Source organism: Actinopolymorpha sp. NPDC004070 (assembly GCF_040610475.1).
GTDB lineage: Bacteria > Actinomycetota > Actinomycetes > Propionibacteriales > Actinopolymorphaceae > Actinopolymorpha.
In genome coordinates, this window is the sequence record NZ_JBEXMJ010000018.1 from 16,386 (window position 1) to 29,760 (window position 13,375).

The 13,375-nt window shown below is 72.7% G+C and carries 14 protein-coding genes; 9 read left to right on the forward strand and 5 right to left on the reverse strand.

Annotation, left to right across the window (positions count from 1 at the left end; all coding sequences use genetic code 11):
* Positions 1-3 precede the first annotated feature (3 nt).
* On the reverse strand, positions 4-999 hold the full coding sequence (locus tag ABZV93_RS26350) for a hypothetical protein (RefSeq protein ID WP_354941158.1): 996 nt from the start codon (positions 997-999) through the stop codon (positions 4-6).
* Between the two features lie 62 nt (positions 1,000-1,061).
* Here ABZV93_RS26350 and ABZV93_RS26355 point away from each other — a divergent pair, with 62 nt between their 5' ends.
* The gene (locus tag ABZV93_RS26355) at positions 1,062-2,300 is read left to right on the forward strand and encodes a DUF418 domain-containing protein (RefSeq protein WP_354941161.1); all 1,239 of its coding nucleotides are present in this window, start codon (positions 1,062-1,064) and stop codon (positions 2,298-2,300) included.
* On the opposite strand, the gene ABZV93_RS26360 is transcribed toward ABZV93_RS26355, so the two are convergent.
* Positions 2,272-3,315 (reverse strand): GNAT family N-acetyltransferase, encoded by a 1,044-nt coding sequence (locus ABZV93_RS26360; RefSeq protein WP_354941164.1) that lies wholly within the window; start codon positions 3,313-3,315, stop codon positions 2,272-2,274. The two genes, ABZV93_RS26355 and ABZV93_RS26360, sit on opposite strands and share 29 nt — an antisense overlap.
* 166 nt (positions 3,316-3,481) lie before the next feature.
* On the opposite strand from ABZV93_RS26360, the gene ABZV93_RS26365 reads away from it, so the two are divergent.
* Positions 3,482-5,167: a DHA2 family efflux MFS transporter permease subunit gene (locus ABZV93_RS26365; RefSeq protein WP_354941167.1), complete on the forward strand. Its 1,686-nt coding sequence runs from the start codon at positions 3,482-3,484 to the stop codon at positions 5,165-5,167.
* Positions 5,164-5,742, forward strand: coding sequence for a phosphoribosyltransferase family protein (locus tag ABZV93_RS26370; RefSeq protein ID WP_354941170.1), 579 nt, complete (start codon positions 5,164-5,166; stop codon positions 5,740-5,742). Before ABZV93_RS26365 ends, ABZV93_RS26370 begins: the two co-directional genes overlap by 4 nt.
* A 13-nt stretch (positions 5,743-5,755) precedes the next feature.
* Here ABZV93_RS26370 and ABZV93_RS26375 read toward each other — a convergent pair whose 3' ends face one another.
* Positions 5,756-7,075 (reverse strand): aspartate kinase, encoded by a 1,320-nt coding sequence (locus ABZV93_RS26375; protein ID WP_354941173.1) that lies wholly within the window; start codon positions 7,073-7,075, stop codon positions 5,756-5,758.
* Positions 7,076-7,311: 236 nt separating this feature from the next.
* On the opposite strand from ABZV93_RS26375, the gene ABZV93_RS26380 reads away from it, so the two are divergent.
* From ABZV93_RS26380 to ABZV93_RS26405, 6 genes are read left to right on the forward strand one after another with little or no spacing between them, the layout of a single operon-like run.
* Complete coding sequence (locus ABZV93_RS26380; protein WP_354941176.1) at positions 7,312-8,238, forward strand: decaprenyl-phosphate phosphoribosyltransferase; 927 nt, start codon at positions 7,312-7,314, stop codon at positions 8,236-8,238.
* Positions 8,228-9,613: an FAD-binding oxidoreductase gene (locus tag ABZV93_RS26385; protein WP_354941179.1), complete on the forward strand. Its 1,386-nt coding sequence runs from the start codon at positions 8,228-8,230 to the stop codon at positions 9,611-9,613. Before ABZV93_RS26380 ends, ABZV93_RS26385 begins: the two co-directional genes overlap by 11 nt.
* A 55-nt stretch (positions 9,614-9,668) precedes the next feature.
* Entirely contained in the window at positions 9,669-10,430 is a 762-nt protein-coding gene (locus ABZV93_RS26390) for a decaprenylphospho-beta-D-erythro-pentofuranosid-2-ulose 2-reductase (RefSeq protein ID WP_354941182.1), read from the forward strand.
* A gap of 20 nt (positions 10,431-10,450) precedes the next feature.
* On the forward strand, positions 10,451-11,023 hold the full coding sequence (locus tag ABZV93_RS26395; RefSeq protein WP_354941185.1) for a GtrA family protein: 573 nt from the start codon (positions 10,451-10,453) through the stop codon (positions 11,021-11,023).
* Positions 11,020-11,454 (forward strand): AraC family transcriptional regulator, encoded by a 435-nt coding sequence (locus tag ABZV93_RS26400; RefSeq protein ID WP_354941188.1) that lies wholly within the window; start codon positions 11,020-11,022, stop codon positions 11,452-11,454. The genes ABZV93_RS26395 and ABZV93_RS26400 overlap by 4 nt, the downstream gene beginning before the upstream one ends.
* A gap of 5 nt (positions 11,455-11,459) precedes the next feature.
* Positions 11,460-11,879, forward strand: coding sequence for a VOC family protein (locus ABZV93_RS26405; RefSeq protein ID WP_354941191.1), 420 nt, complete (start codon positions 11,460-11,462; stop codon positions 11,877-11,879).
* 110 nt (positions 11,880-11,989) lie between these two features.
* Here the strand turns inward: ABZV93_RS26405 and ABZV93_RS26410 are convergent, their stop codons facing one another.
* Complete coding sequence (locus tag ABZV93_RS26410; protein ID WP_354941193.1) at positions 11,990-12,721, reverse strand: DUF5063 domain-containing protein; 732 nt, start codon at positions 12,719-12,721, stop codon at positions 11,990-11,992.
* Positions 12,714-13,313 carry a recombination mediator RecR gene (gene recR, locus ABZV93_RS26415; protein ID WP_354941195.1) on the reverse strand — a complete coding sequence of 200 codons (600 nt, stop codon included), beginning with the start codon at positions 13,311-13,313 and terminating at the stop codon, positions 12,714-12,716. Before recR ends, ABZV93_RS26410 begins: the two co-directional genes overlap by 8 nt.
* Positions 13,314-13,375: the final 62 nt, after the last annotated feature.

Below are 13,375 nucleotides of genomic sequence, written 5' to 3' on the forward strand. Positions count from 1 at the left end.
ACCTTAGAGGCCGTCGGGGCGGGGGCCGTCGACCGGGACTCCGCGCTCGGACCCGCGCTCGGACGCGCCACCGGGCCCGCCGTCGGATTCCGCGGCCAGGAGATCCTCCGGGAACCCGTAGAAGCGGAGTGCGACCGCCCGGACCTCTCCGTCGCCGTCGCCGCCGTCCTCGGCGTGCAGGAGCTGGTAGCGGCCCAGCAGCTCGAGGTACTCCTCGGCGAACCGCCGCAGCTCGGCCCGGGTCAGCAGCAGCCGCGCCCTCGAGCCCTGGGACCACGGGCCGTACCGCTCCGGGTGCCGGAACGCCCGCCGGAACAGGTTCAGCTCGTGCGCGAGCTTGGCGTCCCAGAACGCCTCGAACCGCGGCCGGTCCTCCTCCGCGATGTCCTCCGGCCGGGGTGCGCGCAGGTCGAGCGGGACCTCCCGCCACCCCTGCCCGGCCGCCTCGACGTAGCCGGCCAGGGACAGCTCACCCAGTGTCGCCCGCACCGCCGCAGGGGACAGGCCGGTCGCTGCGACCAGCTCGTCGACGGTCATCACCTGTGCGCCCAGCAGGGTCAGCAGGCGCCGCGCGGCCGGATTGCCCAGGACGAGCTCGATGTCGTGGACGGTCAGCTCCCGGGAGGCCACCCGGGCGGTGACGATGGTGCGCGCCCGTACGGCCAGCACCACCGCGATCGGGATCTCCACCAGCACCGCGGTGGCCAGTGACATCCACCGGTCGTCGCTGTTCCAGTCGAGTACGACGTCGAACCACGCGTCGCAGCACAGCAACGCGGCAGTGGCCACGAGAAGAGGCACAGCCGCGCGGCGGCGCCGCCAGCCGAACCACGCCGCCAGGGCGAGCAGGATCACCAGGGCCACGTCGAAGCCGACCCAGGCCAGCCGCCAGTGCCGGGTTTGGTACTGGTCGGGCAGGCTGATCAGCAGGAAGCCGATCCAGGGGACGAGGGCAACCGCCGCCACGACGAGGAAGAGGAGCAACGGCCGACGTCTCACGGGACAACGGTAGGCCGCGCATGCGAGTGCCGTCGTGCAGCCGTCACGTACATTCACCACGTATGGGGCGTCTCGATCCACTGGCCGGTGGTGTGGACCTGCGTCCCGCGCACGACGTGGCCGGACCTGCGGGCACGCGCGGGCCGGTCGGCGCGGCCGAGCGGCATCTGGCGCCCGACCTCGCCCGGGGCGCGGTGCTGGCGATGATCGCGCTGGCCAACGCGCCGGTCCTGCTGTACGACCGGCCGCTCGGCCTTCGCGGCCACCTCGCCGAGACCGGCTGGGCGGACCGGGTGGTGACGTTCGCGACCACGGCGTTCGTCGACGGCCGGGCGTTCCCGATGTTCGCCGCGCTGCTCGGCTACGGCGTGGTGTCCCTCGTCCGCCGGCAACTCGACGCCGGGACCACCCACGCCGCCGTCCGCCGACTGCTGCGCCGCCGGCACCTGGTCCTGCTCGGCATCGGCGTGGTGCACGCCCTGGCGCTGTTCTCCGGCGACGTGCTCGGCGCGTACGGCCTGGCCGGGCTGGTGATCCTCACCCTGCTCGCGATGAGCGACGGCCGGCTGCTGCTCACCGCCGGCCTGCTCGGGATCCCGTTCCTCGCCGTGGGTGCGACGTACGGCGTGCCGCCCGAACCCGGTGCCGCCTACCTGCCGTCGGCCGCGGAGCCCTCCCTGCTCACGGCGGCCGGCCTCCGGCTGGGCGAGTGGCTGCCGGCCACCCCGGTCAGCGCGCTCGGCATGCTCGTACCGATCTGCCTGGGCGTGTGGGCCGGACGGCGCGGCTACCTGGACCGACCGGACCGGCACGTGCGGACGCTGCGGTGGGCGGCCGGGCTCGGCATCGGCGTGGGCGTGCTCGGCGGCGTCCCGTTCGCGCTGCTCGTGTCCGGAGTGTGGCCGGCCACCTCGCTGGGCGTCGATCTCGGCCTGGCGGTACTGCACACCGGGACCGGCGTGGCGGGCGGCCTGGGACTTGCTGCCCTCGGCGGGCTGGCCGCGACGCGCCCCGCCTTCTCCGGCCGGGCGGTCTCCGCTCTGGCAGCCTGCGGGGCGCGGTCGCTGTCCTGCTACCTCGCCCAGTCGGTCGTGCTGGTCCCGCTTCTGTCGCCGTGGGCGCTCGGGCTCGGCGCCTGGCTGGGCAGCGCCGCGGTGGCTCTGCTGGCGGTCGCCACCTGGCTGGGGACGATGATCGGCGCGGCCTGTCTGGCCCGGCACGGCCGGCGCGGCCCGGCGGAGTGGCTGCTCCGCCGGATCGTCTACGGCCGCCTCAATCGCCCAGCGCAAGGTCGTAGTTGACCCACTCCCGCCGGGTGCGGAAGCCGAGGCGTTCGTACAGTCCGAGAGCACCGGTCGGGTTGACCGAGTCCACGCCGAGCGAGGCCTCCTCGAACCCGGCGTCGCGGGCCGCGACCAGGGTGCGGCTGAGCAGGGCGCGGGCGGCGCCGCGGCCGCGGTACTCCCGGCGGGTGCCGACCTGGCCGACGTAGCAGTCGCGGACGCCGGTGGCGGCGGTGTCGGCTTCGTACTCGTAGGTCAGGACGTACGCCGCGATCCGGTCACCGTCCAGCAGCAGGTGCGACGTCGCACCCCGGAACGACCGGGACCCGGTGACCCAGATCCGCCACACCTCCTCGTCGCGCGGCTGGAAACCCCAGTGGTCGAGGAACGCCTCGTTGTGCGCGGCCCGCAGCGCGGCGTCGAGTTCGGGGCGGAACGTGGTGAGGGTGAGGCCTTCGGGGATCTCCGCCGCCGGGATCGGCTCGGCCAGCACCCGCTGCATCCCGAAGAAGTAGCGGGCGGCCGCGAAGCCGGTCCGCTCCAACATGGTGCGGGCACCGGTGTTGCCCGCGCCGGTCCCGGTGGTGAGCACTCCGGGCACGCCGGGGTTCTTCTGCGCGTGGGCCTCCCGGCCGCGCTTGCACATCCAGTCCAGCAGGCGCCCGCCGACACCGTGCCGCCGCCACAACGGGTGCACCGCGCCCTCCAGCCGGACCCGGTCGGTCTCCTGGGCACCCGGCCGGGCGTGCACCACGGCGTAGCCGACCATCTGCTCGCCGTCCCACACCGCGCGGGTGTCGTCGGCGGCGCTGAGCGTGGCGTCGGACATCTCCTCGGCCAGGTCCTCCGCGCCGTAGTGCTCGCCCTGGTCGTCCACGATCTCCACCGCGCGCAGCAGCTCGACCCAGGCGGGCAGATCGGCGGACCCGATCGGCCGGACCGAGAGGTCGTCCCAGCCCCGCGCCGGATCGACGGCGGAGGGTGCGTCGGTGGTCGCGGCGGTTTCGCGTACGTCGGCGGCGTCGGCGTTCATGGTCGGCAGGGTACGGCCGCCCACCCCCGGCGGGCGCGGGGTTTTCCGGAGGGGTTCCGCCGCCGACCGGCTCCGGCGTGATGTCAACTATGAGTTGGCGATGTAGGGGCCGGCGGCCCGGCCCGGACCGCATGCGGAACGCCCGGAGCACCGAGGAGACGACCGGATGAGCGGACCTACCGCGAGACACTCTGCCGGTGGGGCAGCCGACGGGGGAACCGGCGGCGCGTCCGGCGAGGTGGACCGGCCCTGGCCGGCTCTGGCCGCCCTGTGCGCCGGCTTCTTCATGATCATGCTGGACACCACGATCGTGAACATCGCGATCCCGGCCATGATCAGAGGTCTGAACGCGAGCCTGTCCGAGGTCATCTGGATCAACAGCGTCTACCTGCTCACCTACGCCGTACCGCTGCTGCTCACCGGGCGGCTCGGCGACCGGTTCGGACCGAAGCGGCTCTTTCTCGGCGGCCTGGTCGTCTTCACCCTGGCCTCGGCCGCCTGTGGGTTCGCCGGCAGCGCGGCCGCTCTGATCGTGGCCCGGGCGGTTCAGGGCCTCGGCGCGGCCGCGATGACGCCGCAGACGATGGCGTTCGTCACCCGGCTGTTCCCGCCCAGCAAGCGGGGCGCGCCGATGGGCCTGTGGGGCGCGGTGGCGGGCGTGGCCACCATCACCGGCCCGCTGCTCGGCGGAGTGCTCGTCCAGACCCTCGGCTGGGAGTGGATCTTCTTCGTCAACGTGCCGATCGGCGTCCTCGCCATCACCGCGACGATCTTCCTCGTACCGGACTGGCAGCCGCGCCACAGCCACCGCTTCGACCCGATCGGCATCGCGCTCAGCAGCATCGGGCTGTTCTGCGTGGTCTTCGGCCTGCAGGAGGGGCAGCGCTACGACTGGGGCACGATCGCCGGACCGGTCACCGTCCCCGAGATCATCGGAGCGGGCATACTCCTGCTGGTGGCGTTCGTGGTGTGGCAACGGGTCAACCGCGACGAGCCGCTGCTGCCGCTGGCGGTGTTCGGGCACCGCAACTTCTCCATGTCGAACCTCGCCAACATCACCGTGGGGTTCACGATGGCTGGAATGTTCCTGCCGCTGGTGATCTACATCCAGTCGGTGCTGGGCTACTCGGCGATCATGTCCGGCCTGATCACCGCGCCGTTGTCGTTCGTGGCCGGCGTGGTCGCACCGTTCGCGGGGCGGATGTCGGACCGGATCAGCGGGAAGTGGATCGTCGCCGGCGGCATCGCGACGTTCGCCCTCGGCATCTTGATGCTGACCATGCTGGCGCACTACGACAGCACCGGCTGGGCGCTCACGCCGGCCTTCGTGGTCGCCGGACTCGGCGTCGGCTGCATCTTCTCCCCGCTGGCCAACCTCGCCACCTCGGGTCTGGACCCGCGGCTGATCGGCGCCGGCTCGGGGATCTTCAACACCTCCCGGCAGGTGGGCAGCGTGATCGGGAGCGCGGCCATCGGGGTGCTGCTGCAGGCCCGGCTCGCCGTCGAGCTTCCGGCCCAGGCGGCGGCCGCCGCCGCGAAGCTGCCCGCCCCCTACCGCGAGCAGTTCGAGCAGGGGTTCGCGAAGGCGGCCGCCGGCAACGGCGACTTCTCCGCCGCCGCGCGGACCCCGCTGCCGCCCGGCATCCCGGCGGCGGTCGCCGACCAGCTGCGCCGGCTCGGCGCGAGCGTGTTCGAGCACGCGTTCACGGCGGCGATGCGGACGACGTTGCTGTTGCCGGTGGTCGCCCTCGTCGCCGGCGTGGTCGCGTGCCTGGCGATGCGGCCGCGGGCGCGTACGACCGGACACCACCGGGCGACCAGCGACGCCGACGCCCCGGCGCGTTCGCGATGAGCGCCGATCTCCTGCTGGGTCTCGCCGGAGCGCGGAGCGGTCACTTCCGGCTGGAGTCGGGGTACCACGGCGACGTCTGGCTGGACGACCTGGACGGAATCTTCCGGCGGCCGAGTGATCTCGCGCCCCAGGTGGTGGCGCTTGCCGACCGGCTTCGCGCGTACGACCCCGACGCGGTCTGCGGCCCGCTCACCGGCGGCGCGTTCCTCGCCCAGCTGCTCGCCCGCGAGCTCGGCGTGGAGTTCTGTTGGACGGAGCGGCTGCGTGCCCCCGAGGCCGGCGTGCTCTTCTCCGCGGCGTACGCCCTGCCGGACGGCACCTCCCTGAGCGCTCGCCGGGTCGCGGTCGTCGACGACGTGGTCAACGCCGGCTCGGCGGTACGCGCGAGCCTGGACAGCGTGACGAACGCCGGCGGTGAGCCCGTGGCGGTGGGCGCGCTGCTCCTCCTCGGACCGCCGGGCAGCCGGCCGAGCAGCATCGGCCGGTGCCGCGTCGAGGCACTGGCCGAGGCCGACAGCAACCTGTGGGAGCCGGCGGCGTGCCCGCGCTGCGCCGCCGGCGAGCAGTTGGCCTAGACCGCGTTACGACCTAGCGGCCGGTGCCGCCGTAGACGACCGCCTCGACCTCGGTGGCGTCCAGGTCGAACGCGTGGTGGGCCGCCGCCACCGCGGCGTCCACTCCGTCCTCGTCGACCACGACCGACACCCGGATCTCGGAGGTGGAGATCATCTCGATGTTGACGCCCGCCTCGGAGATCGCCTGGAAGAACCGCGCCGCCACACCGGGGTTGGTGCGCATCCCGGCGCCGATCAGTGAGACCTTGCCGATCCGGTCGTCGTAGAGCAGTTGCTCGTACCCCACGGTGTCCTTGATCTTGGCCAGCGACGTCATCGCCTGCTGACCGTCGACCCGGGGCAGGCTGAACGAGATGTCGGTACGCCCGGTGGCCACGCCGGAGACGTTCTGCACGATCATGTCGATGTTGATCTCGGCGTCGGCCAGCGTCTTGAAGATGTGCGCCGCCTCGCCCACCTTGTCGGGCACCGCCACCACCGTGATCTTCGCCTCGGTGCGGTCGTGCGACACCCCGGAAATGATCGGTTGTTCCATCTCGGCCTCCTCCAGGGGGTCCGGCGTGTCGGTGACCTGGGCGCGCCGGGCGGTCTCGACGACCTCCGGATCGGCGACCCAGGTGCCGATCTTGTGGCTGAACGACGACCTGACGTGGATCGGAATCTGGTAGCGGCGGGCGTACTCCACACACCTCAGGTGCAGGATCTTGGAGCCGCAGGCCGCCATCTCCAGCATCTCGGAGTAGCTGATGCGCGGGATCCGGCGGGCGGTCGGCACGATCCTCGGGTCGGCGGTGAAGACCCCGTCGACGTCGGTGTAGATCTCGCACACGTCGGCGCCCATCGAGGCGGCCAGCGCCACCGCGGTGGTGTCGGAGCCGCCGCGGCCGAGGGTGGTGATCTCCTTGGTGTCCTGGGAGACGCCCTGGAACCCGGCGACGATCGCGATCGCGCCTTCGTCCAGCGCCTGCCGGATCCGCCCCGGCGTGACGTCGATGATCTTCGCGCGCCCGTGCTGGGACGTGGTGAGCACGCCGGCCTGACTGCCCGTGTAGGACTTCGCCACCTGGCCCAACTGCGCGATCGCCATCGCCAGCAGGGCCATCGAGATCCGCTCACCGGCGGTGAGCAGCATGTCGAACTCCCGCGGCGGCGGGAGCGGGGTCACCTGCTGAGCGAGATCGGTGAGTTCGTCGGTCGTGTCGCCCATGGCCGAGACGACCACGACGACGTCGTGGCCGGCCTTCTTGGTCGCCACAATGCGTTGCGCGACACGTTTGATGCCTTGGGCATCGGCCACCGACGACCCGCCGTACTTCTGCACGACAAGGCCCACGGGACGCTCCTGCTCAGCGGATCGGACTCCCGCACCGGTCAGGGAACCGGCCGGGACGACGGTCTGTGCGCGGCACCACCGGTCTGCTGACCGGTGCCGGTCACGGGCGACAGTCTACCGAGGTGCCCACGAAGCGGTCAGAGCGTCCAGATACCGAGAGGCAGTGGAGAGCACTCGGAGAGACGACCGAGCCGCGATCGGGCCGGGCGCGGAGGGGCAGACTCTAGGATGCCTGCGTGACGACCACCGCCCCCAGGCGTCCGGCCGCCGCCCCGGCACCGCCCGGGCGGCTGAGCGGGCTCGTCCGCACCTGCCGGCCCCGGCAGTGGGTCAAGAACCTCCTGGTGCTGGCCGCCCCCGCCGCGGCCGGCGTGCTCGGCCGCCCGAGCTCGGTGCTCGACGTCGTCCTCGCGTTCGTCGCCTTCTGCCTGGCGGCCAGTGGCACCTACCTCGTCAACGACGCCCGCGACGCGGTGGCCGACCGGGTACACCCGCGCAAGCGCAGCCGTCCGGTGGCCGCCGGGGTCGTCCCGGTCGGGCTGGCGTACGCGCTGGGGGTGGCGTTCCTGGTGCTGGCGGTCGCGTTGTCCCTGCTCACCGGCGGCTGGGAGCTCGCCGCGGTGATCGCCGCGTACGTCGCCCTCACCACCGCCTACTCCCTGTGGCTGAAGCATCTGGCGATCGTCGACCTCGTGAGCGTCGCCGCGGGGTTCGTGCTGCGGGCGGTCGCGGGCGCGGCGGCGGTGCACGTCGAGGTGTCCAGCTGGTTCCTGACCGTGGCCACGCTGGGTTCACTGTTCGTCGTCGCCGGCAAGCGGGAGGCGGAACTGCGCAACGAGGGCCTGCGCAACCCCGAGCTCGGCGGGTCACGGCTCACGCTGCGCCACTACACCCGGGAGTTCCTCGGTTATGTCCGGGCCACCACGTCCGGTGCCCTGCTGGTGGCGTACTGCCTGTGGGCGTTCGAACTCCACGAGGGGCTGTCGAAGGTCGCGTTCGGGCTGTCGATCGTGCCGTTCGCGGTGGGGATCCTGCGGTACGCGATGCTGGTCGACGGCGGTTCGGGCGAGGCGCCGGAGGAGATCGTCTTCGACGACCGGATGCTGCTGGTGTCCGGGCTGCTCGTGGTCGCCTGCCTCGGGGTGGGCGTGTATGCGTTCTGAGGCCACGCGGTCCGGCGCCGCTTCCGGCGAGCCCCGGCTGCTCACCGGCTGGGGGCGTACGTCCCCCACGGCCGCGCGGGTGGTGCGCCCCCGGTCGGCGGAGGAGGTGGCCGCCGCGCTCGCGGACCCGCCCGAGCGCGGAGTGATCGCCCGCGGCCTCGGCCGCTCCTACGGCGACGCCGCCCAGGACGCCGGCGGGCTGGTCCTCGACTGCACCGGTCTCGCCCCGTCCCGCACCATCGACGCCGAGCACGGCATCGTCAGCGCGTCCGCCGGGCTCGGCCTGGACCAGCTGATGCGTGACCTGCTGCCGCTCGGCTGGTTCGTCCCGGTGACCCCGGGCACCCGGCACGTCACGGTGGGCGGGGCCGTCGCCGCCGACGTGCACGGCAAGAATCACCACGTCGACGGCTCCTTCGGCGCGGCCCTGGTCGAGCTCACGCTGGCACTGCCCGGCGGCAAGCTCGTGGTGGTCACCCCCGACGGCGACCCCGAGCTGTTCTGGGCGACCGTCGGCGGGATGGGGCTCACCGGGGTGGTCACGGCCGCGACGTTCCGGTGCCTGCCGGTCCGCACGTCCCGGATGGTCGTGGACACCGAACGCGCCGCCAACCTCGACGAGGCGCTCGCCGTGATGGCCGCCACCGACGACCGGTACCACTACACCGTCGCCTGGATCGACCTGCTGGCCCGCGGCGCCGCGACCGGGCGCAGCGTGCTGACCCGCGGGACGCACGCGGACCCGGCTCAGCTCGGGCGTTCGGCCGCCCGGGACCCGTTGGCCTTCGCGCCGCGCTCGCCGCTGGCCGCCCCGCCGTGGGTGCCGTCCGGATTGCTCAACCGGGCCTCGGTGCGGGCGTTCAACGAGCTGTGGTTCCGGAAGGCGCCGCGTGAACGCCGCGGCGAGGTCACCTCGATCCCCACTTTCTTCCACCCGCTGGACGGGGTGCGGGGCTGGAACCGGCTGTACGGGCGGCGCGGGTTCCTGCAGTACCAACTGGTGGTGCCGTTCGGTGCCGAGGACACCCTGCGTTCGGTCGTACGGGATCTGTCCCGGGCGGGGGTGGCGTCGTTCCTGGCCGTCCTGAAGCGGTTCGGGCCGGGCAACCCCGCCCCGCTGTCGTTCCCGATGCCCGGCTGGACGCTGGCCCTGGACATCCCGCTCGGCGACCGCCGGCTCCCGGACATGCTGCGCGACTTCGACCAGCGGGTGGTCGGCGCCGGCGGGCGGATCTACCTCGCCAAGGACTCCACCCTGCGCGCCGACCTGCTGCCCGCGATGTATCCGCGACTGCCCGCCTGGCGCGCGGCCCGGGCGCGGGTCGATCCGGACGGCGTACTGCGTTCCGACCTCGCCCGCCGGCTCGGGCTGTGACCGGCGTGAAGCCCAGGGCCGTGAGGCGGCCCGGACCGTACGAAGGAGACCAGTCGTGAAGAACGCCGTGGGCGGCGTCGACACCGTCCTCTTGCTCGGTGGCCGCAGCGAGATCGGCCTGGCCGTCGTCCGCCGCCTGGTCGAGGGCGGCGCGCGGTCGGTGCTGCTCGCCGTCCGGGGCGGCAAGCCCGACGAGGACGCCGTGGCCCGGTTGCGGGAGTGCGGGGCAACGCTGGTCGAGGGGATGGAGTTCGACGTCGCCCGCCCGAACACCCACGAGGCGGTGGTCGAGGCAGCCGTCGCCCGGCTGGGTGACCTGGACGTCGTGATCGACGCCGCCGCCGTGCTCGGCTCCACCCCCGCGTACGAGCAGGATCCGGCCGGCGCCGCCGACGCCGCGGTGGTCAACTTCGCCGGGCACGTCAGCCTCGGGCTCGCCGTCGCCAACCGGCTGCGCGCCCAGGGACACGGGACGCTGGTCGTGCTGTCGTCGGTGGCCGGGGTCCGGGTCCGCCGGGCCAACTACGTCTACGGAGCTGCCAAGGCCGGGCTGGACGGGTTCGCGCAGGGACTCGGCGACGCGCTCGCGGGTTCCGGTGCGCGGGTGATGGTGGTCCGGCCCGGCTTCGTGCGGACCCAGATGACCAAGGGGCTCCCGGACCCGCCGTTCACCACCGGGCCCGAGGAGGTCGCGCAGGCGGTGGTCACCGGGCTCGCGCAGGGGCGGGAGACGGTGTGGGCGCCGGCGAAGCTGCGGCTGGTGTTCGGCGTACTCCGCCTCGCGCCGCGTGCGGTCTGGCGCCGGCTGCCCGGCTGAGCATGGGTAGATTGCGACGGGTGAGCCTGGTCAGGATCCTGCGGCCCCTGCGGAACCTGTGGGGGCGGTTCGAGATCGCGCTCGCCGAGGTGGCGAAGTTCGGAACCGTCGGTGCCGCCGCCGCGGTCGTCGACATCGCCGGCTCCAACCTGTTGCGGTTCGGGGTCGGCATGGAGCCGCTCACCTCGAAGTCGATCTCGGTGACGGTGGCCGCGACGGTGGCCTTCCTCGGCAACCGGTTCTGGACCTGGCGGCACCGGGCGCGGCACAGCCTGGCCAGGGAGTACCTCCTCTACTTCGCGCTGAACGCCGTCGGCCTGGCGATCGCGCTCGCGGTGGTCGGGTTCACCTACTACGTGCTGCGACTGCACGGGCCGCTCGCGTACAACCTCTCCGCGAACGTCGTCGGCCTCGGGCTGGGCACGTTGTTCCGCTTCTGGTCGTACCAGAAGTGGGTGTTCCTGCCGCCGGGGCTCCCGCCGGTCGATCCGCACACCGGGCTGCCGGTGCCGGCGGAGCCTCGGCCCGCGTCCGGGCCGGGGTCCAGGCCCGGGGCCGAGCCCGAACGCGCCGGGAGTGGGAGTCAGGGATGAGCCGGGCGACCGAGGAGTCCAACCGCCGCATGTTGCGCGCGCGGGACGCGATGGACCGTGCGTACGCCCAACCGCTCGACGTCGCCGCGCTGGCGCGGATCGCGCACGTCTCGCCGGCGCACTTCATCCGGACATTCCGGGCGACGTTCGGGGAGACCCCGCACCGCTACCTGCAGCGGCGCCGGGTCGAGCGGGCGATGTTCCTGCTCCGCGAGACCGACGCACCGGTGACCGAGATCTGCTTCGCGGTCGGCTTCGGCAGCCACGGCACCTTCAGCCGGACGTTCCGGGACATCGTGGGCAGGTCGCCCTCGGAGTACCGCGCCCAGTCGCCCCGGCTGGCCGCACCGTCGTGTTTCGTGCGCGCGTGGACCCGGGTGAGCAGTGAGCAGTTTCGGAGAAGCGGCCGGACGCCGGGCTCCGTAGGTTGATGCCCATGTTCACCACCACGCGAATTTCACAGATCTTCGTCCTCGACCAGGACGAGGCCCTCGACTTCTACGTCGGCAAGCTCGGACTCGAGGTCAGCGCCGACATCGACCTCGGCTTCATGCGCTGGCTGACCGTGCGCGTCCCGGGCGACTCCGACCGGGACATCCTGCTGGAGAAGCCCGGCCCGCCGTCCCACGACGAGGCCACCGCGGCGCAGATCCGCGAACTCATCACCAAGGGAGCGCTGGGGTTCAGCGTCGGCTTCACCACCGACGACTGCCAGAAGACGTACGAGACCCTGCGGGCGAAGGGGGTCGAGTTCACCGACGAGCCGACCGACCGGGACTACGGCATCGACTGCGGTGCGCGGGACCCGTTCGGCAACCACTTCCGGTTCGTCCAGCACAAGCCGCCGACGTCCTGAACAGCCGGAGCGACCGCCGGAACGACGCGGACCGACCACGGTAGGCGATGCGCAGCCCTACCTGGTCGGTCCGTTGCCGTGTCGTCGTCTCGCCGGGGCCCCGGCTTCGGTCAGGCGGAGTCCTCGCGGGCGGAGTCCAGCCGGGCGTGAGCGATCACCGAGTGCAGCGCGCGGAGCACCGCGCCCGCCTCGGCTCCCCAGCTGGACAGGTAGGAGAACTGCCACCACCACAGGGCCTCGTCGATCCGGCCGGCCCGGTGGTGCTTGAGCCCGTGGACCAGGGCGGCCGCGATGCCGGCGAGGTCGTCGGACAGCCGGCCGTTGAGCAGCTCGGGCGGCTGGGCGTAAGGGTCGAACACCTCGGTGTAGACGTCGACGTCGGTGAGGAGGTAGCCGAGCCGTTCGCGCAGCTCGTCGAGGTCGGGGTCGGGCCCGGTGTCCGGCTCGAAGCGTTCGACGGGTACGACGTCGCTGATCGCGCCCAGCCGGCCGCCGGCCAGCATGAGCTGGCTCACCTCGAGCAGCAGCATGGGCACGCCGGTCGCAAGGTCCTCGGCCCGGGCGATCTCGCGCAGAGCGATGAGGAAGCTCTCCACCTGGTCGGCGATCTCCTGCGCGAAGTCCTCCACCTCGCTGGGTGGCGCCTCAGTGGTGGTCAACTCGTCCGCGGTCGTCATCTCACGTCCCCCCGTCTCCGTCCGAACCTCCGTGCCGGCTTTCGTACCCGCCGCCGCGCCGGCTTTCGCGGCGCCGCGTGACGCACGCGGGCCGGTGTGCGGGCGCCGCGCCGACCGCTCGGCGCGCAGGCCGTTCGCGTCGGGTCGGCCGTTCACGTCAGGCATCGAGCAGTCTCCTTCCTTCGAACGCCCGGCCGAGGGTGACCTCGTCGGCGTACTCCAGGTCACCGCCCACTGGCAGACCGCTGGCGAGGCGGGTCACCCGCAGGCCCATGGGACCCAGCATGCGCGCGAGGTAGGTCGCCGTCGCCTCACCCTCGAGATTGGGGTCGGTCGCCAGGATGACCTCCTGCACGGTCCCGTCGGCCAGCCGCTGCATGAGCTCCCGCACTCGCAGGTCGTCCGGCCCGATGCCCTCGATCGGGCTGATCGCACCGCCGAGAACGTGGTAACGACCGCGGTACTCCCGGGTGCGTTCGATCGCCACGACGTCCTTCGGCTCCTCCACCACGCACAACACCGACGGATCCCGGCGAGTGTCGCGGCAGATGCGGCAGCGTTCCTCCTCCGCGACGTTGCCGCATTCCTCGCAGAAGCGCATCTTCTCCTTGACCTGGACGAGCACCTCGGCCAGGCGGCGGACGTCGATCGGGTCGGCGGCGAGCAGGTGGAACGCGATGCGCTGGGCGCTCTTGGGGCCGATCCCGGGCAGCCGACCGAGCTCGTCGATGAGGTCTTGGACCACGCCCTCGTACATGCGTACCTCTGCTCTCTTAGCGACTGTGCGGCTCCACCCGCCGGGTGCGGCCGGGGCGCCGC

What these genes read in the sequence shown, in the direction of transcription:
- ABZV93_RS26355 (WP_354941161.1), top strand. Translation starts at nt 1,062, where the DNA reads ATGGGGCGTCTCGATCCACTGGCCGGTGGTGTGGACCTGCGTCCCGCG.
- ABZV93_RS26360 (WP_354941164.1), bottom strand. Translation starts at nt 3,315, where the DNA reads ATGAACGCCGACGCCGCCGACGTACGCGAAACCGCCGCGACCACCGAC.
- ABZV93_RS26365 (WP_354941167.1), top strand. Translation starts at nt 3,482, where the DNA reads ATGAGCGGACCTACCGCGAGACACTCTGCCGGTGGGGCAGCCGACGGG.
- ABZV93_RS26370 (WP_354941170.1), top strand. Translation starts at nt 5,164, where the DNA reads ATGAGCGCCGATCTCCTGCTGGGTCTCGCCGGAGCGCGGAGCGGTCAC.
- ABZV93_RS26385 (WP_354941179.1), top strand. Translation starts at nt 8,228, where the DNA reads ATGCGTTCTGAGGCCACGCGGTCCGGCGCCGCTTCCGGCGAGCCCCGG.
- ABZV93_RS26400 (WP_354941188.1), top strand. Translation starts at nt 11,020, where the DNA reads ATGAGCCGGGCGACCGAGGAGTCCAACCGCCGCATGTTGCGCGCGCGG.
- ABZV93_RS26405 (WP_354941191.1), top strand. Translation starts at nt 11,460, where the DNA reads ATGTTCACCACCACGCGAATTTCACAGATCTTCGTCCTCGACCAGGAC.
- ABZV93_RS26410 (WP_354941193.1), bottom strand. Translation starts at nt 12,721, where the DNA reads ATGCCTGACGTGAACGGCCGACCCGACGCGAACGGCCTGCGCGCCGAG.
- recR (WP_354941195.1), bottom strand. Translation starts at nt 13,313, where the DNA reads ATGTACGAGGGCGTGGTCCAAGACCTCATCGACGAGCTCGGTCGGCTG.